The following is a 25,387-nucleotide window of genomic DNA, read 5'->3' on the forward strand; positions in this document are numbered from 1 at the left end:
TTAATGCCAGATCGCCATCGCCACCAGGCTGATCACCACCAGTCCGCACAGCGCGCTGGTCAGCATAAACTGTCCCCTTACCCGCTCGCAGCGACGAATAAATTCGTCATCATGATGATCAAGATAGCGTTTCGCCCAGATATAGGTCACCAGTCGCACCTGTTTGCTGGGCTGGCCGTGAGAGGTGAAAAACCCCGCCCCGTCGACATACTGATACAGCAGCGGATCGCAACCGCGTAATACCGCCAGCAACGCACGCAGAGAAGAAAAATAGCGCGCCATATTCACAATACACACCACACAAAGAGCCCAAAAAAGCGCAATAGTACTGATCATATTCTCCCCTCCTGGCTGGAGCCGCAGGAACAGACGCAGCGGGAAAACGCTGAGCACGCCCACAGAAATAGCCAACCTCTGAATCACCCAACTGCGATAGTGTTCTGAACGCCTGGGCGGTAACAAACCAGACCGCCTTTTTTCAGTGTAGGAGAAATGTTTAAATTTTTTCCAGCGATGAATTTCGTTTGGCGCGAGTAAAATTACCGCATCGTTGATCTTATTCACAAGCCAGGCGGCAACGGCAGCATTTGCCCGCAGAGAAGGCTATACTCAGAGACATAACAACATGACCACCTGCACCGCAGGTACACACTTTGGTGGCGCTCATCGCCCGCTCGCGCAAAGGATTTCGCTAAGCTGTGACGCGGCAGGAACCCCGGATGCCATCCTTAATCTCGTGAAAGGAGTTTTATCATGGCTTATAAACATATCCTGATTGCAGTAGACCTTTCTCCCGAAAGTCAGTTACTGGTGGATAAAGCCGTTTCGCTGGCCCGCCCTTACGACGCCAAAATTTCCCTGATTCACGTCGATGTGAATTATTCCGATCTCTACACCGGCCTGATTGATGTCAACCTGGGCGATATGCAGAAGCGTATTTCTGAAGAGACGCACTCTGCGCTGAAAGGTCTGTCTGATTCCGCGGGCTACCCGATCAGTGAAACCCTGAGCGGCAGCGGCGATCTCGGCCAGGTGCTGGTGGATGCGATTAAAAAGTATGACGTCGATCTGGTGGTGTGTGGTCATCATCAGGACTTCTGGAGCAAGCTGATGTCGTCGGCGCGCCAGTTGATCAACACCGTACATATCGACATGCTGATTGTGCCGCTACGCGATGAAGATGAAGCCTGAGTGACGTGCAGGACCCATAAAGCCGGCTGATTGCCGGCTTTTTTATCGGGTTAACTGACCAGTGGGGGATAGATATCGAAGCGATGGCTTTTGGTCACCACCGCCGCCTGGGTAACCACGCCTGCCAGCGGCGGCGCATAGTCGGGCCGCTTCACCACGATCCGCTTCTTTGCCAGCCGACGGGCCGGTTCCAGCAGCGCGTCAGCATCCTCATCGGGACCCACCAGCGACTGAAATACCCGCATCTCTTTTTTCACCATCGCGCTTTTCTGCCGGTGAGGATACATCGGATCGAGATAGACCACGTCCGGCTGCGGGGTGATATCGCTCAGCGCCTCGGCGCTGGCGGCGTGAATCAGCGTCAGGCGCTGACGCAGCCAGCCGCCGATTTCCGCATCCTGATAGCCGCGCTGTAAACCGTCTTCCAGCAGCGCTGCCACCACCGGATGGCGCTCCAGCATCCGCACCCGGCAGCCCAGTGCCGCCAGGACAAAGGCATCACGCCCGAGTCCGGCCGTGGCATCCACCACATCCGGCAGATAGTCGCCTTTAATGCCCACCGCTTTTGCCACGGCTTCACCGCGACCGCCGCCAAAGCGACGACGGTGCGCCATTGCACCTGAGACAAAATCGACAAAGATGCCGCCCAGCTTCGGCTCATCCCGCTTACGCAGCTCAAGATGCGTCGGGGTTTGTACCAGCGCCAGCAAGGCATTTTCGTCGTGCTCCAGCTGCCAGCGCTGCGCTAAACGTGATAAGGCGCCGTCTCCGGCGCCTGATTCATCGAGCAAACAGATTTTCACGTAACGACTTATCCCTGAATGCCGTAATGTTCCAGCATGGCGTCGAGCTGCGGTTCACGGCCGCGGAAGCGTTTGAACAGCTCCATCGGCTCTTCGGAACCGCCACGCGTCAGGATATTGTCGAGGAACGACTGGCCGGTTTCGCGATTGAAAATGCCCTCTTCTTCAAAGCGTGAATAGGCATCTGCCGCCAGTACATCCGCCCACAGGTAGCTGTAGTAACCGGCCGCATAGCCACCGGCGAAGATGTGGCTGAAGGCGTGCGGGAAACGGCCCCATTCCGGGCTCGGCACCACCGCAACGCGGCTTTTCACTTCGCGCAGCGTCTCAAGAATCCGGGCGCCTTTAGCCGGGTCAAATTCGGTATGCAGACGGAAGTCGAACAGGCCGAACTCCAGCTGGCGCAGGATGAACAGCGCCGCCTGGTAGTTCTTGGCCGCCAGCATTTTATCCAGCAACGCCTTCGGCAGCGGCTCACCGGTCTCGTAGTGGCCAGAGATGAACGCCAGCGCATCCGGCTCCCAGCACCAGTTTTCCATAAACTGGCTTGGTAATTCGACCGCATCCCACGGCACCCCGCTGATGCCGGAAACGCCAGGCACTTCAATCCGGGTCAGCATGTGATGCAGGCCGTGACCAAACTCATGGAACAGGGTGATCACTTCGTCGTGGGTGAACAGCGCCGGTTTGCCCTGCACCGGGCGGTTAAAGTTACAGGTCAGGTAGGCGACCGGCTTTTGCAGGCTGCCATCGGCTTTACGCATCTGACCGACGCAGTCATCCATCCAGGCTCCGCCGCGTTTGTGTTCACGCGCATACAGATCCAGATAGAAACTGCCGCGCAGTTCGCCGGTTTCATCGAACAGATCGAAGAACTTCACGTCAGGATGATAAACTTCCACATCGGTACGCTGTTTTGCCGTGATGCCGTAAATACGCTTAACCACTTCGAACAGGCCAGCCACCGCACGGGATTCCGGGAAGTAAGGACGCAGCTGTTCATCGCTGATGGTGTAGAGGTGCTGCTTCTGTTTTTCACCGTAATAGGTGAGATCCCACGGATTAAGCTCGGTCACGCCGTGCTCTTTTTGCGCGAAAGCGCGCAGCTGCTCCAGCTCTTTTTCACCCTGCGGACGGGCGCGCTCCGCCAGATCGTTAAGGAAGTCGATAACCTGAGACGGGCTTTGCGCCATCTTAGTCGCCAGCGATTTATCGGCGTAGGAGTCAAAGCCCAGCAGTTGCGCCAGTTCATGACGCAGCGCCAGCTCTTCCGCCATGATCGGGCCGTTATCCCATTTACCCGCATTCGGCCCCTGATCGGACGCGCGGGTCGCGTAGGCGCGATACATCTCTTCGCGCAGCGCGGCGTTATCGCAGTAGGTCATCACAGGCAGATAGCTGGGGATATCCAGCGTCAGCAGCCAGCCTTCCTGACCTTTGGCTTCCGCCTGGGCTTTGGCCGCAGCCATCGCGCTTTCCGGCATCCCTGCCAGATCGTTTTCATCGGTGATCAGCTTGCTCCAGCCCATGGTGGCATCAAGCACGTTGTTGCTGTAAGCCGATCCCAGTTCGGAGAGGCGGGCAGCAATTTCGCCGTAGCGCTGCTGTTTATCTTTCGCCAGGCCGATACCGGAGAGTTCGAAATCACGCAGTGCATTATCGACCGCTTTCTTCTGCGCCAGATCCAGCGCGGCGTACTGGTCACCCTCTTTCAGGTTGCGGTACGCCTGATACAGGCCTTCATGCTGGCCGACCCAGGTGCTGTATTCAGACAGCAGCGGCAGCGTCTGCTCATAGGCTTCACGCAGTTCCGGGCTGTTTTTAACCGAGTTCAGATGACTGACCGGAGAGAAAATGCGGCTCAGACGGTCATCGCTCTCCGCCAGCGGCTGAACCAGGTTGTCCCAGCTATAGGGTGCGCCTTGCGCCACCACTTTTTCGACCATCGCGCGGCAGTCATTCAGGACTTCCGTAACGGCAGGAACCACATGTTCAGGCTGGATGGCAGAAAAAGGGGGAAGCGTAAAAGATGTCAGTAGCGGATTGGTCATAGCGCAGTCCTTTATTGATGTGTGGGGCGCGATGGGTCGCGCAACGCAATCTAAGTAACATGCGGCTAAGTGTAGCGAAAATCAATGGGGCCTGGCTTCGCTGCGGAAGAAACGAGCGGAATGCGATCGCCGATCGACCGGCAGAATTTGCGTTGCATCAAAGCGCAGCCGCTGCGGTTAGGGTGTAATGCCGCCGTTGCGACAGCTGCCGGCTTTTCACCTGCAGCGTGCGGCCCCGGCGGGATTAGTTATCATGCTTTCGACCCATCGGCGGGACATCCCTGATATAATCGCCCGCTTAATGGTTCTCATGCTGTTCCTGCGTCGGTTGCTGTGCGTCGTTCTGTGGGTAATACGTGAGGTAATAATTGGTATAAATTGATTTTCCATCAATTAAAACCTTATACATTCAACAGGATAAACAATGCTGAGTTATCGCCATAGCTTCCATGCTGGCAACCACGCTGACGTGCTGAAGCACACCGTACTGAGCCTGATCATCACCGCACTGAAAGAGAAAGAGAAACCGTTCTTTTATCTCGATACCCACGCGGGTGCCGGACGTTATCTGCTGAGCGGTGAACACGCTGAGCGCACCGGCGAATATCTGGAAGGTATCGCCCGCATCTGGCAGCAGCCGGACGCGCCAGCCCTGCTGCAACCCTACTTCGACGCCATCCGTGCGCTCAACCGTAACGGGACGCTGCGTTATTACCCGGGTTCGCCGCTGATTGCCCGCCATCTGCTGCGTGAAGATGACCGTCTGCAAATGACCGAACTGCACTCCAGTGACTATCCGCTGCTGCGTAACGAGTTCAGTAAAGATAGCCGCGCGCGCGTAGAACGCGGTGACGGCTATCAGCAGTTAAAAGCCAAACTGCCGCCGCCATCCCGTCGCGGTCTGGTTCTGATCGATCCGCCGTATGAGATGAAAAGCGATTATCAGGCGGTGGTGAAAGGGATTCAGGAAGGCCATAAGCGATTCGGTACCGGCGTCTTCGCGCTGTGGTATCCGGTGGTATTGCGTCAGCAGATCAAGCATATGCTGCGCGATCTGGAAGCGACCGGCATTCGCAATATTCTGCAGATCGAACTGGCCGCCCGTCCCGACAGCGACCAGCGCGGCATGACCGCATCCGGCATGATTGTGATCAATCCGCCGTGGAAGCTGGCTGCCCAGATGAACGAGCTGCTGCCGTGGCTGCATAAAAAACTGGTTCCGGCTGGCACCGGCCACTTTGTGGTCAACCAGATCGTACCCGAATAACTCTCTCTCCTTTTACGCCGCACACTGCCGGTGCTGCGGCGTGGTACTGCAGGTCTGTCACCATGTGGATCATATTGGCTGGCGCGCTAGCCGCGCTGCAACCGGCCCGGCGGCTGGCACTATTATTACTGGCGCTCGCCACGCTGCTGGGGTTTTATCAGGACGTACTGGCGTGGCCCGCGCTGCTGCTGTTCGCGGTCACCGCCGGCGTGGTGGCATGCCGTATTTACGATCGTGACCATCATCGGCGGCAAATGCTGACTGAAGCGGTGCTGGTGCTGATCGCCATCGGGTTATTCCTCCATCTGTTTCCGGGTTTTGATAATCCACGCAAACTTGATGACGTGCAGGTCGGCGCCCGCAGTGTGGCTTTCGGCTTCTCGTTTAATTTCGATAAAGCGCTGATCCCCTTTGTGCTGCTGGCCTGTCTGCCGACGCTGTTTCGCGCCCCGGCCAGCCCGCCGCGTTATAAGCTGCTGGCCGCGCTGGCGCTGGTCGCCGCCGTTCCGCTGCTGTTATACAGTGCCGTATTACTGGGTGGATTAGCGTTTGAACCGCACTTCCCGGCCTGGCTTGGCACCTTTATGCTCGCCAATCTGTTCTTTGTATCGCTGGCGGAAGAGGCGCTGTTTCGTGGTTATCTGCAGCAGAAATTAACGCTGGCACTGGGCGGCATACCCGCGCTGTTGCTGAGTGCGCTGCTGTTTGGTCTGGTGCATCTGAGCGGCGGTCTGTTGCTGGTGATCTTCGCGACCCTCGCCGGGCTGCTGTATGGGCTGGCGTGGCACTGGAGCGGCCGGTTATGGATTTCGACCGCCCTGCATTTTGCCCTCAACATCACCCATTTACTGCTTTTCACTTATCCCGCACTGCATCATTAAAGAGTAAACACCGCCAGATCATAGGCCAGCTCGGTAGCGGGAAAAATGGTCTGGCATTCAGCCAGCAAGCGGGGCATATCTTTCGCCAGATAGCGTGAACTGAAGTGCGTGGCGATCAGCCGTTTTGCGCCGGCGCGCTTCGCCACTTCCGCCGCCTGTAAGGTGGTCGAATGGCCACGTCCGTTGGCTTTCTCAATCATCGCCGCTTCCAGCGTGGTTTCATGCACCATCAGATCAACGTCCGCCGCCAGCTGTAATGCCACCTCAGTTGGCGCGGTATCACCAAAAATCGCCAGCGTTTTACCTTTAATCGCCGGCCCCAGATAGTCCGCGCCATTGATTACCCGGCCATCCTCCAGCGTCACGGTTTCGCCCTGCTTCAACTGTTGATACCACGGACCACGCGGTACGCCTTCGGCCTTCAGGCGCGGCGCATCGAGAAAACCCGGCTTATCGTGCTGCTCAATCCGATAACCCAGACATTCCAGCGTATGATTCAGCGGCCAGGCATTGATGCGGAACTCACCGTCATCCAGCGTCCAGCCCGCCTCAATCTCAACAATAGTCAGCGGATAATCAGTGTAAGAGCCACTGATCGACAGCGCGGTTTCAAGGAAGACTTTTAAACCTTTGGGGCCATACACGGTCATCGGCGTGGTCAGCCCGGCCATAGAACGGCTGGTGAGTAAGCCTGGCAGCCCGAAAATATGGTCGCCATGTAAATGGGTGATGAAGATCTTATCCAGCTTGCCCGGTTTCAGGTCGGAACGCATGAACTGTAGCTGGGTCCCTTCGCCGCAGTCGAACAGCCAGCTTTCGCCACTCTGCGCCCGGGTAAAGGCGATGGCGGTCACGTTACGCTGCAGGCTGGGCGCACCGCCGCCGGTGCCGAGAAAAGTAAGGTGCATGGTATGCTTCCCTGTCAGTGTGAGAAAAAACAGAACCCTATTACAATCATAGGCGCAAACTTTGCGTCAATTCGACCCGCAGCGTTACACTCTATGCCAATTTTTCATGCAACCGGATGGATACTTCAATGACCCGACATTTCGACTATCTCGCCATCGGCGGCGGCAGCGGCGGCATCGCCTCGATCAACCGTGCGGCCATGTATGGCCAGAAATGCGCCCTGATTGAAGCCAAAGAACTGGGTGGCACCTGCGTTAACGTAGGCTGCGTGCCGAAGAAAATCATGTGGCATGCTGCGCAAATTGCCGAAGCTATCCATCTGTACGGGCCGGATTACGGCTTCGATACCACCGTTAACCGCTTCGACTGGGCCACGCTGGTCAAAAACCGCAGCGCCTATATCGATCGTATCCACACCTCTTACGACAACGTGCTGGGTAAAAACAAGGTTGAAGTGATCAAAGGCTTCGCCCGTTTTGTCGATGCGCACAGCGTCGAAGTGAACGGCGAGATCATCACCGCTAACCACATTCTGATTGCCACCGGTGGCCGTCCCAGCCATCCGTCGATTCCGGGCGCTGAGTACGGGATTGATTCCGACGGTTTCTTTGAGCTGGACGCGCTGCCGAAGCGTACTGCGGTCGTCGGCGCGGGTTATATCGCCGTTGAGCTGGCGGGCGTGGTGAATGCGCTGGGATCGGAAACCCACCTGTTTGTGCGCAGGCATGCTCCGCTGCGCAGCTTCGACCCGCTGATCACCGACACGCTGGTTGAAGTGATGAACAGCGAAGGCCCGACGCTGCATACCGAAGCGATCCCGAAAGCGGTAATCAAAAACGACGATGGCAGCCTGACGCTGCAGCTGGAAAACGGCAGCGACTTCACGGTGGATTGCCTGGTATGGGCGATTGGCCGTGAACCGGCCAATGACAGCCTGAACATTGCGGCGGCGGGCGTAGCGCTGGACGAGAAAGGCTACATTAAGGTCGATAAATTCCAGAACACCAACGTGTCAGGCGTTTATGCGGTCGGTGACAACACCGGTGCGGTAGAACTGACGCCGGTGGCGGTGGCAGCCGGCCGTCGCCTGTCTGAGCGCCTGTTTAACAACAAGCCGGACGAGCATCTCGACTACAGCAACATTCCGACGGTGGTCTTCAGCCATCCGCCGATTGGCACCGTCGGTCTGACCGAACCGCAGGCGCGGGAACAGTATGGCGACGACCAGGTGAAAGTGTATAAATCGGCGTTCACCGCCATGTACACCGCCGTCACCCAGCATCGCCAGCCGTGCCGGATGAAGCTGGTCTGTGTCGGTGCCGAGGAGAAAATCGTCGGTATTCACGGTATCGGATTTGGCATGGATGAGATGCTGCAGGGCTTCGCGGTGGCACTGAAGATGGGGGCCACCAAAAAAGACTTCGACAATACCGTGGCGATTCACCCGACGGCAGCGGAAGAGTTCGTGACCATGCGCTAGCCGCCACGGCTGAGTAATTCAAACAGGCGACCCCGGTCGCCTGTTTTTTTTTGCCTGCGACAGGCCCAGCGGTGCAGGCCTGCACCGCCATGGGGCAATTCAGCTTACGCGATCCAGCCAGCGCACATAAGCCTGATCCCATAACGCCGCGGGCGTCCCGGCCTTGCCAAGCCCGAAACCGTGACCGCCTTTACTGATCTGAATCAGCTCGACCGGCACGCGATTGCGGCGACAGGTGTCGTGCATCAGTTCGGTGTTAAACGGATTCGAGGTGTGGTCATCTTCAGCCTGCGCCAGAAAGGTCGGCGGATACTGGCGGGTGACGTAATTCTGTACCGACCAGTTCGCTTCATCCTGTGGCGTGGCGTTTTTGCCGACCATCATCAGATGGGTATTGGTGTGCTGGTAGGGGGCTTCCAGCGTAATCACCGGATAGATCAGGCCAACGCTGTCGACTTTTGGCACCACCTCATCCAGCGGATCGATGGCCGGGTAAGATTCAAAGTTAGGGCGCGCGGCCGCCATGCCCAGCAGGTGTCCCCCGGCCGAGAAGCCCAGCACGTGGACCTTACGCTCAAACGAGCGCACCAGCCGAATCGCGCGCTGTGCATCCTGCAGCGGGGCAAGCCGGCCGGCCTGCCACTTCTCATGCGGCAGGCGGTAGCTAAGCACATAGGCGGTGTAGCCGTTGGCATTCAGCCAGCGCGCCACCGGCCAGGCTTCGCGTCCCATGCCAATCCAGCGGTAGCCGCCGCCGGCAGCAATCAGCACCGCCTCACCGTTAGGATTTTCCGGTTTAAAGCGCTGAATCGCCGGGCTGACAATATTCGACCACGAGCCGCTGGCATTAACATGAAGTTCGCCCGATGGGCCGCCGCCGCCGGGCGGATCATCCGGCCAGAGAGGAATAATGTCATCGCGGGCAAATAATTTGCCGGTGGTCATGGAGAGCCCAAGCGCTCCCGTGCCGAGAATAAAGCGTCGACGCGTAATCATGATGCCTGTTAAGTGATATCAAAACGCTCAGCCAGCTATTGCGGCGGGCTGCAGAAAAAGTGTGATGCAAGTCTGGTGCCAGACGCTGGCGATTATGTACGCAACGCGCTGCCAAAATCCATAAAAAAACGCGCCCGGACGGCGCGTTTTTGCCTTGAAGGAAGGAATTAATCTTCCTGCTGGAACTGGGCCATTACCGCCTGCTCACACTGCTGCTCATTGACGCGCAGTTTGGCGCGCTCGTCATCACCCAGTTGCAACCAGGCGCTGGCCACTTCACGCGCGGTATCTTCATCAAAACCGGGCTGATTCATCGCCGTCGGTGACTGGCTGCGCGCCACGTAAGATTTCATCTGCTCAACATATTGATCGGCACTGGCGACCTGTTTTTCGCTGCTGACAATGTGACACAGCTGGCTGGCATAGACATTCTGTTCACTATCGTCCGCCGCCAGGGCGCTGCCAGAGGCCAGTACGCTCAGCAGCAGTATGTGAGTCACTTTCATTCTCTACTCCTGTTTTCGGGTTAAACCTTGCGCTGAAGGGCTTCCAGACGCCTTTGACGCCAGTTTAGCAGGGGTGACACGGTTATGCCGTGTATTACCACGCTGCAGACCACCAGGGTTAACGCCATATTGGTCATAATCTCCATCTGCGGCCCTTCCATCCCGTGCGTCCAGGCGTAGGCGATGTAGTTCAGACTGCCGATGCCGCGAATACCGAGCCAGCCAATCAGCAGCCGCTGCCCCATCGGCAGGCCAGCGCGTAGCGTAACCAGCCAGACGGCCAGCGGGCGCACCACCACAAACAGCACCAGCCCCAGCAGCACGCCATAGATGTTCCAGTGCTGCGCCAGCGTGACGCCCAGCACCACCATCATGCCCGCCGCCAGTAACCGTTCAATGGTGTCACCAAACGACAGCGCGTCACCCACCACAAAGCCTATCGACTTCACCATGCTGTTATTGCCCTGATGCGCCAGTCGCTTATTCGGATTGACCAGCGCCTCGGAAGGCAGCACCCGCTCATCCTCTGACAGATCCTCGGGCTGATGGCGACGGAACACCCCCAGCTCAGCGCGGCGCAATCCCAGACCCGCGGCAAAGGCCGCCAGGAAACCCGAGGCACCCAGCCACTGCACCAGCGAATAACTCAGCGCAATCAGCGCCAGTGCCAGGAAATCGTTGGGCGCCACGTCGCCATTGGCGTTTCGCAATTTGGTGGCCAGCACGCCAATTAAGCGGCCCAGGCCAAAACCGATCGCCAGACCGCCGCCGATTGCCCAGATCACCTCTTTCGCTCCCCAATGGGTCAGCAGCGATCCGCTCAGGCTTTCGCCATTGAACAACAGCAGGGCCAGCACCAGCAGCGGCAGCGCCGAGCCATCATTCATCCCGGCTTCGCTGGAGATGGCAACGCGCAGCGAATCGTCATCCTGCGCATCGTTGACCGAGATTAAGCTCGCCAGCACCGGATCGGTTGGGGCGACAATCGCACCAAACGCCAGCGCAATCGGCCAGTCCAGCCCCACCAGCCAGTGCGCCAGCAGTGTCATCGCCGCTACCGTCAGCAGCATGGCCGGGAAAGCCAGCCGCAGGCCGGTATGCCAGCAGTTATTCTGTAGCGGCAGACGCAGCTTCAGGCCGGTAATAAACAGCGAGGCGGCCATGGTGATTTCAGTAATATGCGCCACCGCTTCTGAATGGGTGACGATATCGATGTGCAGCACGTCAAACGCCCACGGCCCACATAACATCCCGGCGATGAGAAACAGGCCAAAAGAAGTTACCGGCCCCCGGTGTATCCAACCGGAAGCCAGTGACATCAGCAGCAGCAGGCCGCCTGTCGCGGCTGTCCAGGCTAAAAAGCTCATAACACTCCAGATTATTTCGGGTTTATGTCTAAGCCTGGCACATTTTTTGACGGCCGCAGAAATCAGTTTTTCAGATGGCGGCTGGCGAAGCGCACCGCAAGACTGGCCGCGCCAGCCAGCGTTGACAGCGCCACGACGCCGTTCCAGCCCCAGTGCGCCAGCGCCAGGCTCCCCAGCGCCGCACCGCTTGCCATGCCGATAAACACCACGGTAAACAGCAGCGCATTCAGGCGACTGCGCGCTTCCGGCGCCAGGCCATATACCAGCGTCTGATGCGCCACCAGCGTCGCCTGTACTCCTAAATCGAAACCGATGGTGCTGACCACAATCAACGCCAGCTGAGCCGGCAGCGGCAACAACGGCAGCAGGAACATCAGGGCAAACGAGACGGTCACCAGCGCGGCACCGGCCTGGGTCACTCTGGCCGGACCGATGCGGTCGGCGAAGCTGCCGGCCAGCGGCGCGGCCATCGCACCGGCCGCACCGGCTAAACCAAAGGCCCCGGCGACCGCACTGTCGAGGTGAAAACGCTCACTGAGCATTAACGCCAGCGTTGACCAGAAGGCGCTGAAGCCAACCGACAGCAGCCCCTGGGCCAGCGCGGCACGACGCAGCGTCTGATGATGACGCCACAGATGCGCCAGCGACAGCAGCAGACGCGGATAGCTGACCGACGTGCCGGGCGTAAAGCGCGGCAGCACCCGCCAGAGCGTCAGGCTGATCAGCAGCACCGCCAGCGCCGCCACCATATACATGGTGCGCCAGCCGAAGTATTCGGCCACCACGCCACTGATCACCCGCGACAGCAGAATGCCGACCAGTAGTCCGGTCATCACCGTACCGACCGTTTTGCCACGGCTGCGTTCCGGTGCCAGCGCCGCCGACGCTGGCACGATATCCTGCGCCACCGTGGCGGTCAGGCCGGTGACGAAACTGGCGATCAGCAACGCGCTCAGCCCGCCGGAGAAGCCACACAGCAGCAACGCCGCCACCAGCAGTAATCCTTTGATAAAAATAATGGTGCGGCGGTCATGGCGATCGCCGAGCGGCGCCAGCAGCAGAATGCCGAGGGCATAACCCGCCTGGGTCAGCATCGGCACCATGCCGACCGCGCCGACGCCGACGTTAAACTGCTTGCTGATGATATCCAGCATCGGCTGGCTGTAGTAAATCGATGCCACGCTCAGTCCGGCGCCTGCCGCCAGGGTAAAAACCAGCGGAGCGGGGAGCGTTTCGCTCGAAGAATGAGTCATACTGCGGGTCGCTGACATGGTGTGATCCTCATAAATGCGTAACGCTATTAGCGCACACTGCGGCCATACGCGGTAGACTGCCATCAGACAAAACTGTTATGCGTGGTACGTATGAGCAACCCTAATACCAGCGACCGCATCGAACTGATGCAGACCTTTATTCGTATCGTGGAGAGCGGCAGTTTATCGGCCGCCGCCGCCCTGCTCGGTACTACCCAGCCGACCATCAGCCGGCGGCTGCAAACGCTGGAGCAGCGGCTCGGGCTGAAGTTAATTCTGCGCACCACGCACGCGCTTAAACTCACCGATGATGGTGAGCGCTGTTACGCTCAGGCGCGGCAACTGCTGGCGACCTGGCATGCGCTGGAAGATGAGCTGACCGGGGCCAGCGACGATCCGGTCGGTACCCTGCGGGTCCGTGCGCCGCACGCATTTGGTCAGGATCAGCTGATCGCCCCGCTGGTCGACTACCTGCGCCGCTATCCGCGGCTCAATATTGAGTGGATGCTGAATGACCGCACGCCTGACTTTATGGCCGAGAATATCGATTGCGCCATTCAGGTTGGCGCGCCGACCGATCCGTCAGTGGTGGCGATTCTGCTGGCAGAAGTGCCGCGTATTGTGGTTGCGTCGCCCGGGCTGCTGGCCCGTCATCCGCCGATTGAGCAGGTTGAACAGTTGCGCGATCTGCCGTGGCTGGCGCTGACCAGCTTTTATCGTAATGAAGTCGCATTACAGAAGATCGACGATGGCCAGCCGGTTAACCTGGCGATTACCCCAAGGCTGAGCAGTGACAGCCTGTATGCGGTGCGTAAAGCAGCGCTGGCCGGAATGGGCGCGGCGATCGTGTCGTCGTGGGTGGTACAGCAGGATTTAGCCGAGGGGCGGCTGGTTCAGCTGACGCCGCAGTGGCAGGCCCCGCCGTTGCCGATCTGGCTGACCTATCCGTGGGCCAGCTACTATCCGGCCAGGCTGCAGCATTTCTTTACCATGATTAAAGCGGTGATGCCGCAGCTGGCGGGCACCCGGCCGGCCACGGCTGCACGCCGTCAGGCAGAGCCAGAGGAATAAGCTGCTGCTGCCGCAGGCAAAAAAAAGCGGGTGCCTGTGCACCCGCCTTCATCAGTGGCCTTTCTTATCACCACGCGACATATTGTCCAGCCAGCCCATCACAAAGGCAGAGAGCACAAACGTCAGGTGGATAATCACGTACCACATCAGCTTGTCGTTGGCGACGTTGCGCGCTTCCATGAACACCCGCAGCAGGTGAATCGAGGAGATGGCCACAATCGACGCCGCGACTTTGTTCTTCAGTGAGCCGGAGTCCATCTTGCCCAGCCAGCTCAGCTTCTCTTTGCTTTCGTCGATATCGAGTTTAGAAACAAAGTTCTCGTAGCCCGACAGCATCACCATCACCAGCAGTCCGCCAACCAGCGTCATGTCGACCAGCGACAGCAGCAGCAGGATCAGATCGTTTTCCGCAATGCTGAAAATGTTGGGCAGCAGGTGGAAAATTTCCTGGAAAAATTTGATGGTCAGCGCCAGCAGGCCGAGTGAAAGTCCAATGTAAACCGGAGCCAGCAACCAGCGCGATGCATACATCAGGTTTTCGGTAAAACGTTCCATAAATTCCCAATAATAATCAGACAGGTCGGGCAGTATAACTGATCAACTGTGAAGTTATTTCAGCCCTTCGTCAGAAATTTCCGGAACCGGCGGCAGCGGCAGCGACAGACGAAATACAGCGCCGCCTTCGGGCCGATTCTCAGCCCAGATCTGCCCGCCATGACTCTCAATAATGGTCTTACAGATCGCCAGTCCCAGCCCGACGCCCGGCACGGCTGACTCCTTATCTCCTCGGGTGAACTTATCAAAAATCCGGCTTAAATCCGCCTCTGCAATGCCGGGTCCGCCATCCCAGAGCGCAATCTCCAGCCGCGTCCCGGCACGCCAGGCACGAATCCCGCGCGGCGCGCAGTTACCGGCATACTTCAGGCTGTTCTCAATCAGGTTGGTAAAGACCCGCTCCAGCAGGCTGCTGTCGCCCTTGATCAGCACGATGTCGTCCGGCAGATCGAGCTGCACCTCGTGCCCTTTCAGCGACGGTGCCATGCTGCTCAGCGCCCCGCCGATCACCTCTTCCAGTGACAGCCACTCCTCACGCAGGTTCAGCCCGCCCGACTGAATGCGCGCCATATCCAGCATGTTACTTACCAGCCGGATGGTGCTCAGCGTCTGCTCACGGATCTGGCTGGCCTGCGGCACATATTTTGAGTTGTCATTGGCGAGGTCGAGCATCAGCATTTCCGCCTGGCCAAACAGCACGGTCAGCGGGGTGCGCAGGTCATGTGACAGCGCGGACAGCAGCGCATTGCGCAGTTGCTCACGCTCCGCCGACAGCCGCGATGCCGCCTCGCTGTGCGACAGCGCCATCCGCTCCAGCGCGTTGGCGATCAGCACGGTAAAGGTTTCCACCAGCCGTTGCTGCTCGGGGATCATCAGCTGACGCAGATTTTGCGGTTCCACCACCAGCAAGCCGCGACAGTGCGCGCCGCTTTTTAACGGCAGGATTTGATACGGCACCGCCGGTAAGGTGTCGGTTCCGGCACCGGCCGGCTGGCCTTTGCTGTAGCTCCACTTAGCGATGGCGCGGTCAGGCTCACTGGCGGGTAGCGCATCGCCAACCGGTTGCAGTTCGCCCTGCTCATCCGGCAGCAGCAGCAGACAGCGCGCCTGCAGGGTGGCGTCCAGCACCCGCTGACTGGTGGCGGCGATATCCTGCGGCGTTAACGCGCTGCCGAGCGATTTGGCCATCTCATACAGCTGACGCGCACGCTGCTCGCGGTAGCGCGCCACCCGCGCCTGATAACGCACCCCGGCCGTCAGGTTGCCGACGATCACCCCCACCGCCAGCATCACGCCAAAGGTCACCAGATATTGCAGGTCGGAGACCGCCACCGTGCCGGTAGGAGCCACAAAGAACAGGTCAAAGGCGAGGATATTCATCACCGTGGCGATCACCGACGGCCAGCGGCCATAGCGCAGCGCCACGATCACCACCGCCAGCAGATAGATCATCACACAGTTGGCCGGATCGAAACCGATCAACAGCGACTGGCCGGCAACGGTCACCGCGATGCACAGCACCAGCGCCATCATCACGCCGCGTAGCTGAATACGCCACTTGTCGCTGGTGACCCGGCCGTCCGCCAGCGGATGCGGCGCGTCGTGTAGCGGCTCATCCAGCGCCACCACCAGCAGATCGAGATCGGGGCCGAGCTGGCCGAGCCGTTCGGCAAAACTGTCACGCCGCCAGCGCCGCAGCGGACGACGGCCGGTTACGATTTTGCCGAGATTGTGTTCGCGCGCGTAACGCAGCACCGCTTCCGCTTCATCAGGCTCGGAGAGCGTGGCGGTCTCTGCGCCCAGCTCCTGCGCCAGTTGCAGGGTACGCAGGATCGCCCGCCGCCGCGCTTCCGGTAGCCGGTTCAGCCGGGGCGTCTCGACATACACCGCATGCCATTCACTGCCCAGCCGCGCCGCCAGCCGCGCAGCGGTGCGCACCAGTTTTTCACTGCCGGTATCATCGCCAATACACAACAGAATCGCATCGCGGGTGTGCCAGACGCGATCCCGTCCCTGCTGATCGCGCCAGGCGCGCATCTGATCGTCTACCCGGTCCGCAGTGCGGCGCAGCGCCAGCTCACGCAGGGCGAACAGGTTGCCCTTGCGGAAAAAATTCTCAATCGCCCGTTCGGCGCGGTCGCCGATATAGACTTTGCCCTCTTTCAGCCGCTGCCGCAGATCGTCAGGCGGCAGATCGACCAGCACCACCTCATCGGCGCTGTCGAAAAAGGGGTCGGGCACGGTTTCCCGCACCTGAATACCGGTAACGCCGCCCACTACGTCATTGAGGCTCTCCAGATGCTGAACGTTGACGGTGGTCAGCACGTCAATGCCCGCTTCCAGCAGCTCCTCAATGTCCTGCCAGCGTTTGGGATGACGCGAGCCCTGAACGTTGGTGTGCGCCAGCTCGTCCATCAGGATCACCGCCGGATGGCGGGCCAGCGCCGCATCAAGGTCAAACTCGGCATGGCGCGAGCGGCCGGTCGCCCGGCGCGGCAGCAGGGTTAAGCCGCTCAGCTGCTGCGCCGTTTCCGGCCGGTCGTGGGTCTCCACCACGCCGATCAACACATCCAGCCCCTGCGCACGCAGCCGTTGCGCCTCCTGCAGCATGGCGTAGGTTTTCCCGACGCCCGCACAGGCGCCAAAGTAGATTTTCAGCCGGCCGCGATGGCTGTCGCGGCTAGCCTGCAACAGGGCATCGGGATCGGGGCGCGTCGGTTCCTGATTCATAGGGTCCTTGTCGGCATTACAGATCGCTGAGCGCCAGGTTGAGCTGCAGCACATTGACCGTCGGATCGCCGAGGAACGGCATCAGCGGCCGGTGGGTCTGCTGATCAATCAGCGCCTCTACCTGGGCTAACGGTAACTGACGGCTGGCGGCGATGCGAGGGGCCTGCCAGCGCGCCGCGTCAGGTGAAATATCCGGGTCCAGTCCGCTGGCTGAGGCGGTCACCAGCTCAACCGGCACCGCGGCCGGTGCCTGAGGATTGGCGGCCCGCAGCGCGGCAACCCGTTCGGCGACGGCTTTATCCAGCGCCGGGTTACTGGCGGCCAGATTGCTGCCGCCCGACGCCAGCGGGTTATAGGGCCGATCGCCGCTAGCAGAGGGACGACCCCAGAAATAACCGAGCTGGGTAAAGTTCTGCCCAATCAGCGCCGACCCGCGCGCCACACCCTGTTTCTCCAGTAACGAACCGTTGGCCTGCGCCGGAAACAGCCACTGCGCCAGGCCGGTGGTGAGCAAAGGATAAACCACGCCGCTGATAACGGTAAGCAGCAACAACAGTAAAATCGCCGGACGTAACTGACTCATTTTCTTCTCCTCAGGCCATGCCTGACAGGACTAACAGCAAATCGATCGCTTTAATGCCGACAAACGGCACCAGCAGGCCACCCAGCCCGTAGATCAGCAGGTTGCGGCGCAGTAAGGCGGCCGCGCTCAGCGGGCGATAGCTGACGCCCTTCAGCGCCAGCGGAATCAGAAACACAATCACCAGCGCATTAAAGATTACCGCCGACAGAATCGCGCTGGCCGGTGAGTGCAGGTGCATCACGTTGAGCATGTTGAGCTGGGGATAGGTGGCGGCAAACGCGGCCGGAATAATGGCAAAATACTTGGCCACGTCGTTGGCGATACTGAAGGTGGTCAGCGAACCGCGCGTCATCAGCATCTGCTTACCGATGTGCACCACTTCCAGCAGCTTGGTCGGGTTAGAGTCGAGATCGACCATGTTGCCCGCCTCTTTCGCCGCCTGAGTGCCGGAGTTCATCGCCACCGCCACGTCCGCCTGAGCCAGCGCCGGCGCATCGTTGGTGCCGTCACCCGTCATCGCCACCAGCCGTCCTTCCGCCTGGTACTGACGGATCAGCGCCAGTTTGGCCTCGGGCGTCGCCTCGGAAAGAAAGTCATCCACCCCCGCTTCGGCGGCAATCGCCGCGGCCGTCAGCGGGTTATCGCCGGTGATCATCACGGTTTTGATGCCCATCTTGCGCAGCTCGGCAAACCGCTCTTTGATGCCGCCTTTGACGATATCTTTCAGCGCCACCACGCCCAGCACTTTCGCCCCTTCTGCCACCACCAGCGGCGTGCCGCCGGTGCGCGCCACCTCTTCGACCCGGGCGTTCACCTCGGCCGGGAACGCGCCATGGCTGGCTTCAATATGACGACGTACCGCATCGACCGCCCCTTTACGGATCAGCCGATCCTGTACGTTAACCCCACTCATCCGGGTCTGCGCCGAGAACGGAATGAAGCTGGCGCCCATGCTGCTGAGATCGCGTTCACGCAGGTTAAACTGCTGTTTCGCCAGGATGACGATGCTGCGGCCTTCCGGCGTCTCATCCGCCAGCGAGGCGAGCTGCGCGGCATCCGCCAGCTGCTCTTCGCTGACGCCCGGTGCCGGCAGAAACTGTGTCGCCTGCCGGTTACCGAGGGTAATGGTGCCGGTTTTATCCAGCATCAGCACATCAACATCGCCCGCGGCTTCCACCGCGCGGCCGCTGGTGGCGATCACGTTGGCACCGAGCATACGGCTCATCCCCGCCACGCCAATCGCCGACAGCAAGCCGCCGATGGTGGTCGGGATCAGACAGACCAGCAGCGCCACCAGCACCGTGACGCTGACCGGCGTCCCGCCCCACGCCGAGAACGGCCACAGGGTAACGGTCGCCAGCAGAAACACGATAGTGAGTGACACCAGCAGAATGGTCAGGGCGATCTCATTCGGGGTTTTACGGCGTTTGGCCCCCTCCACCATGGCGATCATCCGGTCAAGGAAGGTCTCGCCGGGGTTAGCGCTACAGGTAATCACCAGCCAGTCAGAGAGGATGCGCGTCCCGCCGGTTACCGAGGCAAAATCGCCGCCCGATTCACGGATAACCGGCGCGGATTCGCCGGTAATTGCGCTCTCATCCACCGATGCCCCCCCTTCCAGCACCTCGCCGTCGCACGGAATGATATCGCCCGCTTCCACCAGCACCGCATCGCCTTTGCGCAGCTGATCGGCCGCGACCTGCTGCCAGTCCGCGCCATAGCGCGCCGCCGACAGTTTTTTCGCAAAGCTGGTCTTTTTCACCCCTTTCAGGCTGCTGGCCTGGGCTTTACTGCGCCCTTCTGCCAGCGCCTCTGCCAGATTGGCAAACAGCACGGTGAACCACAGCCAGACCGCAATCGCACCGGTAAAACTGGCGCTGCCGTTCAGCTTGCCAGTCAGCATAGCCAGCGCCAGTAAGGTGGTCAGCACGCTGCCGAGATAGACCACAAACATCACCGGATTACGGAATTGCACCCGAGGATCGAGCTTTTTCAGCGCATCCCAGGCTGAAGTACGCAGCAGCGCCGCGTCAAATAACGCCTGTTGTTGACGACTCATGAGGATTGTCCCTGAACAAGTTGCAGATGCTCAGCCACCGGGCCCAGCGCCAGAGCAGGAATAAAGGTCAGCGCACCGACCAGCAACACGGTGCCGACCAGCAGCGCAATAAACAGCGGGCCGTGCGTTGGCAGCGTGCCGTTGCCCACCGGCTGCACTTTTTTCACCGCCATCGCACCGGCAATCGCCATCACCGGGATGATGATGCCGAAGCGGCCCAGCAGCATGCAGCTGGCCAGCAGCAGGTTCCAGAACGGGGTGTTGGCACTCAGTCCGGCAAACGCGCTGCCGTTGTTATTGGCCGCCGAGGAGACCGCGTAGAGCACTTCACTGAAGCCGTGAATGCCGGGGTTAGCCATCGCGCCCCGTCCGGCGTCGGTCATCATCGCCAGCGCAGTGCCGATTAACACCAGCGCAGGCGTCACCAGAATCGCCAGCGCGGTCATTTTCATCTCCCGGACGTCGATTTTTTTACCGAGGAATTCCGGGGTACGACCGATCATCAGCCCGGCGATAAACACCGCCAGCAGCACAAACAGCAGCATGCCGTACAGGCCAGCTCCGACGCCGCCGAACACCACTTCCCCCAGCTGCATCAGCCACATCGGCACCATTCCGCCCAGCGCGGTAAAGGAGTCGTGCATGGCGTTAACCGCGCCGCATGAGGCGGCAGTGGTGATCACCGCAAACAGGCTGCTGTTAAGAATGCCAAACCGGGTCTCTTTGCCCTCCATGTTGACCGCGCTGTCGGCGCCCAGCGTCAGCAGATGCGGATTGCCGCGCAGTTCTGCCCACATCACCACCGCCACCGCCACCACAAACATCAGCGTCATCGCCCACAGCAGCATGTGGCCCTGACGGCGATCGCGCACGCTTTCACCAAAGGCAAAGCAGAGCGCCGCCGGGATCAGGAAGATGCTCAGCATCTGTATCAGGTTGGTCAGCAGCGTCGGGTTTTCAAACGGATGAGCGGAGTTGGCGTTGAAGAAGCCACCGCCGTTGGTGCCGAGCATTTTGATCGCTTCCTGCGAGGCCACCGGACCCATCGCCAGCGTTTGCTGTGTGCCTTCCAGCGTGGTGAGCGTGTGGTACGGCGACAGCGTCTGGATGCTGCCCTGGCTGACAAAAATCAGCGCCATCAGCAGGCTGATCGGCAGCAGCACATAGAGCGTGATGCGCGTCAGGTCACGCCAGGCGTTGCCGAGCATCCCGCTTCCGCGCTGAGCGAATCCGCGAATCAGCGCAAACGCAACCGCAATACCGGTGGCCGCCGACAGGAAGTTCTGCACCGTCAGCCCCACCATCTGGCTGAAATAGCTCAGGGTGCTTTCGCCGCTGTAGGACTGCCAGTTGGTATTGGTCACAAAGCTGACCGCGGTGTTCAGCGCCAGATGCCAGCTCAGACCCGGCAATCCCTGTGGGTTAAGCGGCAGCGTGCCCTGCAGCAGTAAAATCGCCAGCAGCAGCGCAAAGCCGAGCGCGTTAAACAGCAGAATCGCCAGCAGATAATGCGGCCAGCGCATCCCGCTTTGCTGTGCGCCCAGCAGCCGCCACAGCGGCGCTTCGACCCGGGCGAACAGCGGCTTATCGGCAACCAGCGCCGCCAGGCCACGCCCAAGCGGTTGCGCCAGCACCATTAACAGCAGCAGATAACATCCGATGAGTAAAAAAGCATTGGCCGCCATCAGAAGGCCTCCGCATTTAACAGGGCATAGATCAGATAGCCCAGTAACAACACCACCAGCACAATGCCGGTTATTACGCCCACGCTCACAGGAACCTCCAGAGGTTTGGATTTGCTGATTAGCTTGCGCGGCGGCGTATAAAGAAGGGGTTAAAATGCAGCGGGCGGGCGTAAAAATAGTGTAAAAATGGCGAAATATCAGGCGACTTCCAGCGCCCAGATGCGGTTGAGATCGACATTGCCCCATAGCGTGCTGTCTTCCGCCCCGACGATGCTGTCGGTACAGAAGCTATCGCCCAGGTCGAGCTCTTCCGGTTTGACTTCGCGCTGGGCGTGCAGCGACCAGAAGACGTGGACACAGGGCTTCATCAGCGATTTCTCACCCGCTTTGACCACCAGCGCCACCCGGCCTGATGCCAGCCGTACCAGTGAGCCGACCGGATAAATGCCGATGGTACGGACAAAGGCGTGCAGCAGGCCGTTATCGAAGTGGCCACGCCAGCTCAGCATGTGATGCATCGCCTCGGCGGGCGTCCAGCCGGTGCGGTAGACGCGCGTCGAGGTGATGGCGTCATAGACATCACACACCGCCGCCATGCGGGCATACAGCGAGATCTCCTCACCTTTCAGGCCGTGCGGATAACCGCTGCCGTCATATTTTTCATGATGGTGCAGCGCAATATCCAGCAGATCGGCATCGGCACTGGCCTCCATCAGCATCTGTGCACCGACGATCGGATGCTGACGCATGATGGTAAACTCGTCCTCGGTCAGCTTGCCGGCTTTGTTAAGGATCTCCAGCGGCACGGCCGCTTTGCCGACGTCGTGCAGCAAGCCGCCCATCCCAACGCGCCGCAGCTGGATCTCATTCAGCCCGAGCCTTTTCCCCAGCGAAATCATCAGCCCGCAGACCGCCATCGAATGCAGATAGGTGTAGTCATCGTGATTTTTCAGCCGCGCCACGCTCAGCAGTGCAGAGGGTTCACGCCGAATCGATCCGGAGATTTCATCCACCAGATCGATCATATAATCAAGGTTCAGGCTGTTACCGAGGCGCGCCTCGTTGAACATCGCCAGCACTTTGGATTTGCCCTGCTGAAAGATCTGCTGCGCCTGATCCAGCTCCTGAAAAAACGGCGTCCGGGCTATCGATCTTTTTGCCACAACCGGCGCGATCGGAGCCTGCACCGATCGATCGAGGTCGATCCACAACTGCTGGATCCCTTCGTTGCGTAACATAGCGATTTGTCGTGGATCGGTGATCAGCATCTGGTTGCGAATACGTTTGTCTTTTATCCACCAGACCTCCAGCTTGTGGATAAACATGCCTGGACGTAGTTCGTCAACGGTAATCAGCTTTATCACGATATCACTCCTTAATATCAGCGGGTGGTAAGGTGATATCGGCAGCTGCGCAAAATTTCTTCAGGCCGTTTTGTGCGGAGTGTGTGGTCGGAGGAGGCGGCATTCATCGGGGGGAGCCGGCGGGTCCACCGGTTGATGCGGGTACGATGGCGATGCCCGCCACGGCATCGCCTCTGGAGCGAGTGGCGCTAGATGACCGGAGTCAGCAACGATTTGCCAGCGGCGAACGCCTGCATGTTTTCGAACACCAGATCGGCCATCGCCGCCATAGTTTCTGTGGTGTTGCTGGCGATGTGCGGGGTGATCACGACCTTGTCGCACTGACGCAGCGCCGCAGGCACCTGCGGTTCCTGCTCAAACACATCCAGCCCGGCCCCGGCGATCTGTCCGCTTTCCAGCGCCGCAATCAGCGCCTGCTGATCGACCACGCTGCCGCGCGCAATATTGATCAGATAACCCTGCGGTCCCAGCGCCTGCAGTACCTCCGCGTTGATGATCTGCCGTGTGGCCGCCCCGCCAGGCAGGGTCAGCACCAGAAAATCAGCCTGCTGTGCCAGCGAGACGAGGCTGTCGTGACGGGTATAGGGCACATCCGGACGTGAGCGCGGGTTGTAGTAGTGAATCGCCATATCAAATGCCTGCGCCCGCTTCGCTACCGCCTGACCGATATTGCCCAGCCCGACGATACCGCATACTTTGCCACTCACCTTGCGGCTCAGCGGAAAACGTCCCTGCTGCCAGTGGCCGGCGCGGGTGAAGCGGTCTGCTTCACTGATGCGCCGCGCCACATCCAGCAGCAGCGCCATACCGAGGTCCGCGACACACTCATTCAGCACCTCCGGCGTATTGGTCACCGCAATGTTGCGCGCCCGGGCAGCCTCAATATCGATACTGTCGTAGCCGACGCCGTTACTGCAGATCGCCCTGAGATTGGGCAGCGCCGCAATCAGCGCGGCCGATGCGCCCATCACCGCATTGCCGCTGGTAACCAGCATGTCGATTTTGCCCCCCATTTCCGCCAGAAACGCCGCTTCGTCCTCCGCCTCCCACAGCCGAAAGGCGGTAAAAGTGTTTTCGATTTTCTCTATCAGCTGCGGTGGCAGAAACTTTCCCTTAATCAGCACATTACATTGCTTTAATGCCATCTTCTTTCCCCTGTTTTTCATACGATGCCGGACGTTCACTCTGCTCGCCGACCCGTTCAATCGGGCCCATCACCAGCAGGAACAGCAGTGCCGCGACCACACAGTGAGCGGCAACGAATGCCAGCCCGATGCCGTAGCTTCCGGTCAGGCCGACGATGATGCCGAACAGCAGTGGCGTGGTGAAACCGGCGATATTGCCGATGCCGTTAAAGATTGAGCCCGCCAGGCCAACCGCTTCTTTCGGTGCGGTGTCGCTGATAACCGTCCAGGTACCGGCACCCGCCGCCACCCCTTTGCCAAAAAAGGCAAACGACATCACGGCGATAATGCCGACGTTGCTGGGGATTATCGCCGCCAGAACCAGGCTGGCCGCCATCAGCATGCCGACGATATAAGGCGTTTTGCGCGCCCAGGAGACGCTCCAGCCGCGGGCGATCAGTTTGTCCGAGATATAGCCGCCGCTGATGCCGCCGAGGAAACCGAACACCGCCGGCGCAATAGTGGCGAAACCCGCCTCCATGATGTCCATGCCCCGCGCCTGCACCAGATAGATCGGAAACCAGGTAATAAAGAAGTAGCTCAGCGCGATAATGCAGTACTGACCGAGGTAGGCGCACCACAGCATGCGGTTGGTCAGCAGCTTTTTGAACATCGCTTTACTGACCGGTGGACGCGCCCGAAGGGTCTGTTCGGCGTCGATATCCACCAGCCCGCCGCCGTTAATAATGTGCTGCAGTTCGGTTTCCGATACGCCGGGATGGTTACGCGGCTCCCGCATATAAGCGGCCCAGACAAACACCGCCAGCACGCCGATACCGCCCAGCACAAAGAACGGCCACTCCCAGCCGAAGCGCGATACCAGCCAGCCCGACAGCGGCGAGAAGATGGCAACGGCGAAATATTGCGACGAACTGAACAGCGACGAGGCGCGACCCCGCTCTGCGCCGGGGAACCACATAATGACCACCCGCGCATTGGCCGGAAAGCTCGGGGCCTCAATCAGTCCCAGCAGAAAACGCAGGCCGAACATCAGCATCAGTGCGCCGGTCAGGCCGCTGGAGAACTCGCCGACAAAGCCCATCGCCAGCGTCGAGATCGACCACAGCGCCAGCGTCACGCCATAGACCTTTTTGGCACCAAAGCGATCGAGAAACAGCCCGCCGGGGATCTGCCCGATCACGTAGGCCCAGCTGAAAGCGGAGAGGATCAGGCCGAGCTGGATCGCCGACAGCCCAAACTCCTCTTTAATGGCCGATCCGGAGATCGACAGGATCGAACGATCGGCGTACGCCACCACCGAAAGCAACAGGATCAGACACAGGATCCAGATGCGGACATGGGTAGTGCGGGTGGTCATTTTGTCTTTAACCATGAGGTGAATTCCTTAAAAATCGGCCAGTTATGCCGCGAGGTTTTTTTCAGGAATACCGCTGAGATTCCCCTGTTGAGGAAATATAGGTAGGAGGCTAACCATTGGTCATTGTGCGAATG

Annotated in this window: 22 protein-coding genes; 5 read left to right on the forward strand and 17 right to left on the reverse strand. The window is 59.7% G+C overall.

The features are described 5' to 3' along the window. The gene (gene uspB / locus FHW04_RS09425) at positions 1 to 336 is read right to left on the reverse strand and encodes a universal stress protein UspB (RefSeq protein ID WP_031374844.1); all 336 of its coding nucleotides are present in this window, start codon (positions 334 to 336) and stop codon (positions 1 to 3) included. 417 nt (positions 337 to 753) lie between these two features. Here uspB and uspA point away from each other — a divergent pair, with 417 nt between their 5' ends. Then, on the forward strand, positions 754 to 1,191 hold the full coding sequence (gene uspA / locus FHW04_RS09430) for a universal stress protein UspA (RefSeq protein WP_031374845.1): 438 nt from the start codon (positions 754 to 756) through the stop codon (positions 1,189 to 1,191). A gap of 50 nt (positions 1,192 to 1,241) precedes the next feature. On the opposite strand, the gene rsmJ is transcribed toward uspA, so the two are convergent. Together rsmJ and prlC are read right to left on the reverse strand one after the other, a co-directional pair. Further along, positions 1,242 to 1,994, reverse strand: coding sequence for a 16S rRNA (guanine(1516)-N(2))-methyltransferase RsmJ (gene rsmJ, locus FHW04_RS09435; protein ID WP_031374846.1), 753 nt, complete (start codon positions 1,992 to 1,994; stop codon positions 1,242 to 1,244). 8 nt (positions 1,995 to 2,002) lie between these two features. Further along, complete coding sequence (prlC, locus tag FHW04_RS09440) at positions 2,003 to 4,045, reverse strand: oligopeptidase A (RefSeq protein ID WP_031374847.1); 2,043 nt, start codon at positions 4,043 to 4,045, stop codon at positions 2,003 to 2,005. A 424-nt stretch (positions 4,046 to 4,469) separates the two neighbouring features. Here prlC and FHW04_RS09445 point away from each other — a divergent pair, with 424 nt between their 5' ends. Together FHW04_RS09445 and FHW04_RS09450 are read left to right on the forward strand one after the other, a co-directional pair. Continuing rightward, on the forward strand, positions 4,470 to 5,312 hold the full coding sequence (locus tag FHW04_RS09445; protein WP_031374848.1) for a 23S rRNA (adenine(2030)-N(6))-methyltransferase RlmJ: 843 nt from the start codon (positions 4,470 to 4,472) through the stop codon (positions 5,310 to 5,312). A gap of 62 nt (positions 5,313 to 5,374) precedes the next feature. Further along, the gene (locus FHW04_RS09450; RefSeq protein WP_069729089.1) at positions 5,375 to 6,193 is read left to right on the forward strand and encodes a CPBP family intramembrane glutamic endopeptidase; all 819 of its coding nucleotides are present in this window, start codon (positions 5,375 to 5,377) and stop codon (positions 6,191 to 6,193) included. On the opposite strand, the gene rnz is transcribed toward FHW04_RS09450, so the two are convergent. Then, positions 6,190 to 7,101: a ribonuclease Z gene (gene rnz, locus FHW04_RS09455; protein WP_089561874.1), complete on the reverse strand. Its 912-nt coding sequence runs from the start codon at positions 7,099 to 7,101 to the stop codon at positions 6,190 to 6,192. The two genes, FHW04_RS09450 and rnz, sit on opposite strands and share 4 nt — an antisense overlap. A 128-nt stretch (positions 7,102 to 7,229) precedes the next feature. On the opposite strand from rnz, the gene gorA reads away from it, so the two are divergent. Continuing rightward, positions 7,230 to 8,582 carry a glutathione-disulfide reductase gene (gene gorA / locus FHW04_RS09460; protein ID WP_031374851.1) on the forward strand — a complete coding sequence of 451 codons (1,353 nt, stop codon included), beginning with the start codon at positions 7,230 to 7,232 and terminating at the stop codon, positions 8,580 to 8,582. 99 nt (positions 8,583 to 8,681) lie between these two features. Here gorA and FHW04_RS09465 read toward each other — a convergent pair whose 3' ends face one another. The 4 genes from FHW04_RS09465 to FHW04_RS09480 form a co-directional block, all read right to left on the reverse strand. Next, the gene (locus FHW04_RS09465; RefSeq protein ID WP_031374852.1) at positions 8,682 to 9,578 is read right to left on the reverse strand and encodes an alpha/beta hydrolase; all 897 of its coding nucleotides are present in this window, start codon (positions 9,576 to 9,578) and stop codon (positions 8,682 to 8,684) included. 167 nt (positions 9,579 to 9,745) lie between these two features. Then, entirely contained in the window at positions 9,746 to 10,084 is a 339-nt protein-coding gene (locus FHW04_RS09470) for a hypothetical protein (RefSeq protein ID WP_031374853.1), read from the reverse strand. A 20-nt stretch (positions 10,085 to 10,104) separates the two neighbouring features. Beyond that, entirely contained in the window at positions 10,105 to 11,451 is a 1,347-nt protein-coding gene (locus tag FHW04_RS09475; RefSeq protein WP_069729086.1) for a cation:proton antiporter, read from the reverse strand. Positions 11,452 to 11,513: 62 nt separating this feature from the next. Further along, on the reverse strand, positions 11,514 to 12,722 hold the full coding sequence (locus tag FHW04_RS09480; RefSeq protein ID WP_046289373.1) for an MFS transporter: 1,209 nt from the start codon (positions 12,720 to 12,722) through the stop codon (positions 11,514 to 11,516). A gap of 93 nt (positions 12,723 to 12,815) precedes the next feature. On the opposite strand from FHW04_RS09480, the gene FHW04_RS09485 reads away from it, so the two are divergent. Further along, positions 12,816 to 13,775: a LysR family transcriptional regulator gene (locus FHW04_RS09485; RefSeq protein WP_089561876.1), complete on the forward strand. Its 960-nt coding sequence runs from the start codon at positions 12,816 to 12,818 to the stop codon at positions 13,773 to 13,775. Positions 13,776 to 13,826: 51 nt separating this feature from the next. Here FHW04_RS09485 and FHW04_RS09490 read toward each other — a convergent pair whose 3' ends face one another. From FHW04_RS09490 to FHW04_RS09530, 9 genes are all read right to left on the reverse strand, one after another. Beyond that, a complete protein-coding gene (locus FHW04_RS09490; protein WP_031377731.1) occupies positions 13,827 to 14,330 on the reverse strand; it encodes a TIGR00645 family protein in 504 nt (167 codons plus the stop codon). Between the two features lie 54 nt (positions 14,331 to 14,384). Further along, a complete protein-coding gene (gene kdpD, locus FHW04_RS09495) occupies positions 14,385 to 17,060 on the reverse strand; it encodes a two-component system sensor histidine kinase KdpD (protein ID WP_089561877.1) in 2,676 nt (891 codons plus the stop codon). A gap of 16 nt (positions 17,061 to 17,076) precedes the next feature. Then, on the reverse strand, positions 17,077 to 17,643 hold the full coding sequence (kdpC, locus tag FHW04_RS09500) for a potassium-transporting ATPase subunit KdpC (protein ID WP_089561878.1): 567 nt from the start codon (positions 17,641 to 17,643) through the stop codon (positions 17,077 to 17,079). A 10-nt stretch (positions 17,644 to 17,653) separates the two neighbouring features. Beyond that, positions 17,654 to 19,702 (reverse strand): potassium-transporting ATPase subunit KdpB, encoded by a 2,049-nt coding sequence (gene kdpB, locus FHW04_RS09505; RefSeq protein WP_046289376.1) that lies wholly within the window; start codon positions 19,700 to 19,702, stop codon positions 17,654 to 17,656. After that, the gene (kdpA, locus tag FHW04_RS09510) at positions 19,699 to 21,387 is read right to left on the reverse strand and encodes a potassium-transporting ATPase subunit KdpA (protein ID WP_089561879.1); all 1,689 of its coding nucleotides are present in this window, start codon (positions 21,385 to 21,387) and stop codon (positions 19,699 to 19,701) included. Before kdpA ends, kdpB begins: the two co-directional genes overlap by 4 nt. Then, positions 21,387 to 21,476, reverse strand: coding sequence for a K(+)-transporting ATPase subunit F (kdpF, locus tag FHW04_RS09515; RefSeq protein WP_010253443.1), 90 nt, complete (start codon positions 21,474 to 21,476; stop codon positions 21,387 to 21,389). The genes kdpA and kdpF overlap by 1 nt, the downstream gene beginning before the upstream one ends. Before the next feature lie 108 nt (positions 21,477 to 21,584). Then, entirely contained in the window at positions 21,585 to 22,751 is a 1,167-nt protein-coding gene (locus tag FHW04_RS09520) for an HD-GYP domain-containing protein (protein ID WP_031377166.1), read from the reverse strand. A 188-nt stretch (positions 22,752 to 22,939) separates the two neighbouring features. Then, positions 22,940 to 23,896 (reverse strand): 2-hydroxyacid dehydrogenase, encoded by a 957-nt coding sequence (locus FHW04_RS09525; RefSeq protein ID WP_089561880.1) that lies wholly within the window; start codon positions 23,894 to 23,896, stop codon positions 22,940 to 22,942. Then, on the reverse strand, positions 23,877 to 25,268 hold the full coding sequence (locus FHW04_RS09530; protein WP_089561881.1) for an MFS transporter: 1,392 nt from the start codon (positions 25,266 to 25,268) through the stop codon (positions 23,877 to 23,879). The genes FHW04_RS09525 and FHW04_RS09530 overlap by 20 nt, the downstream gene beginning before the upstream one ends. Between the last annotated feature and the right edge of the window lie 119 nt (positions 25,269 to 25,387).

This window comes from Pantoea sp. AN62 (assembly GCF_050432985.1).
Lineage (GTDB): Bacteria > Pseudomonadota > Gammaproteobacteria > Enterobacterales > Enterobacteriaceae > Pantoea > Pantoea brenneri.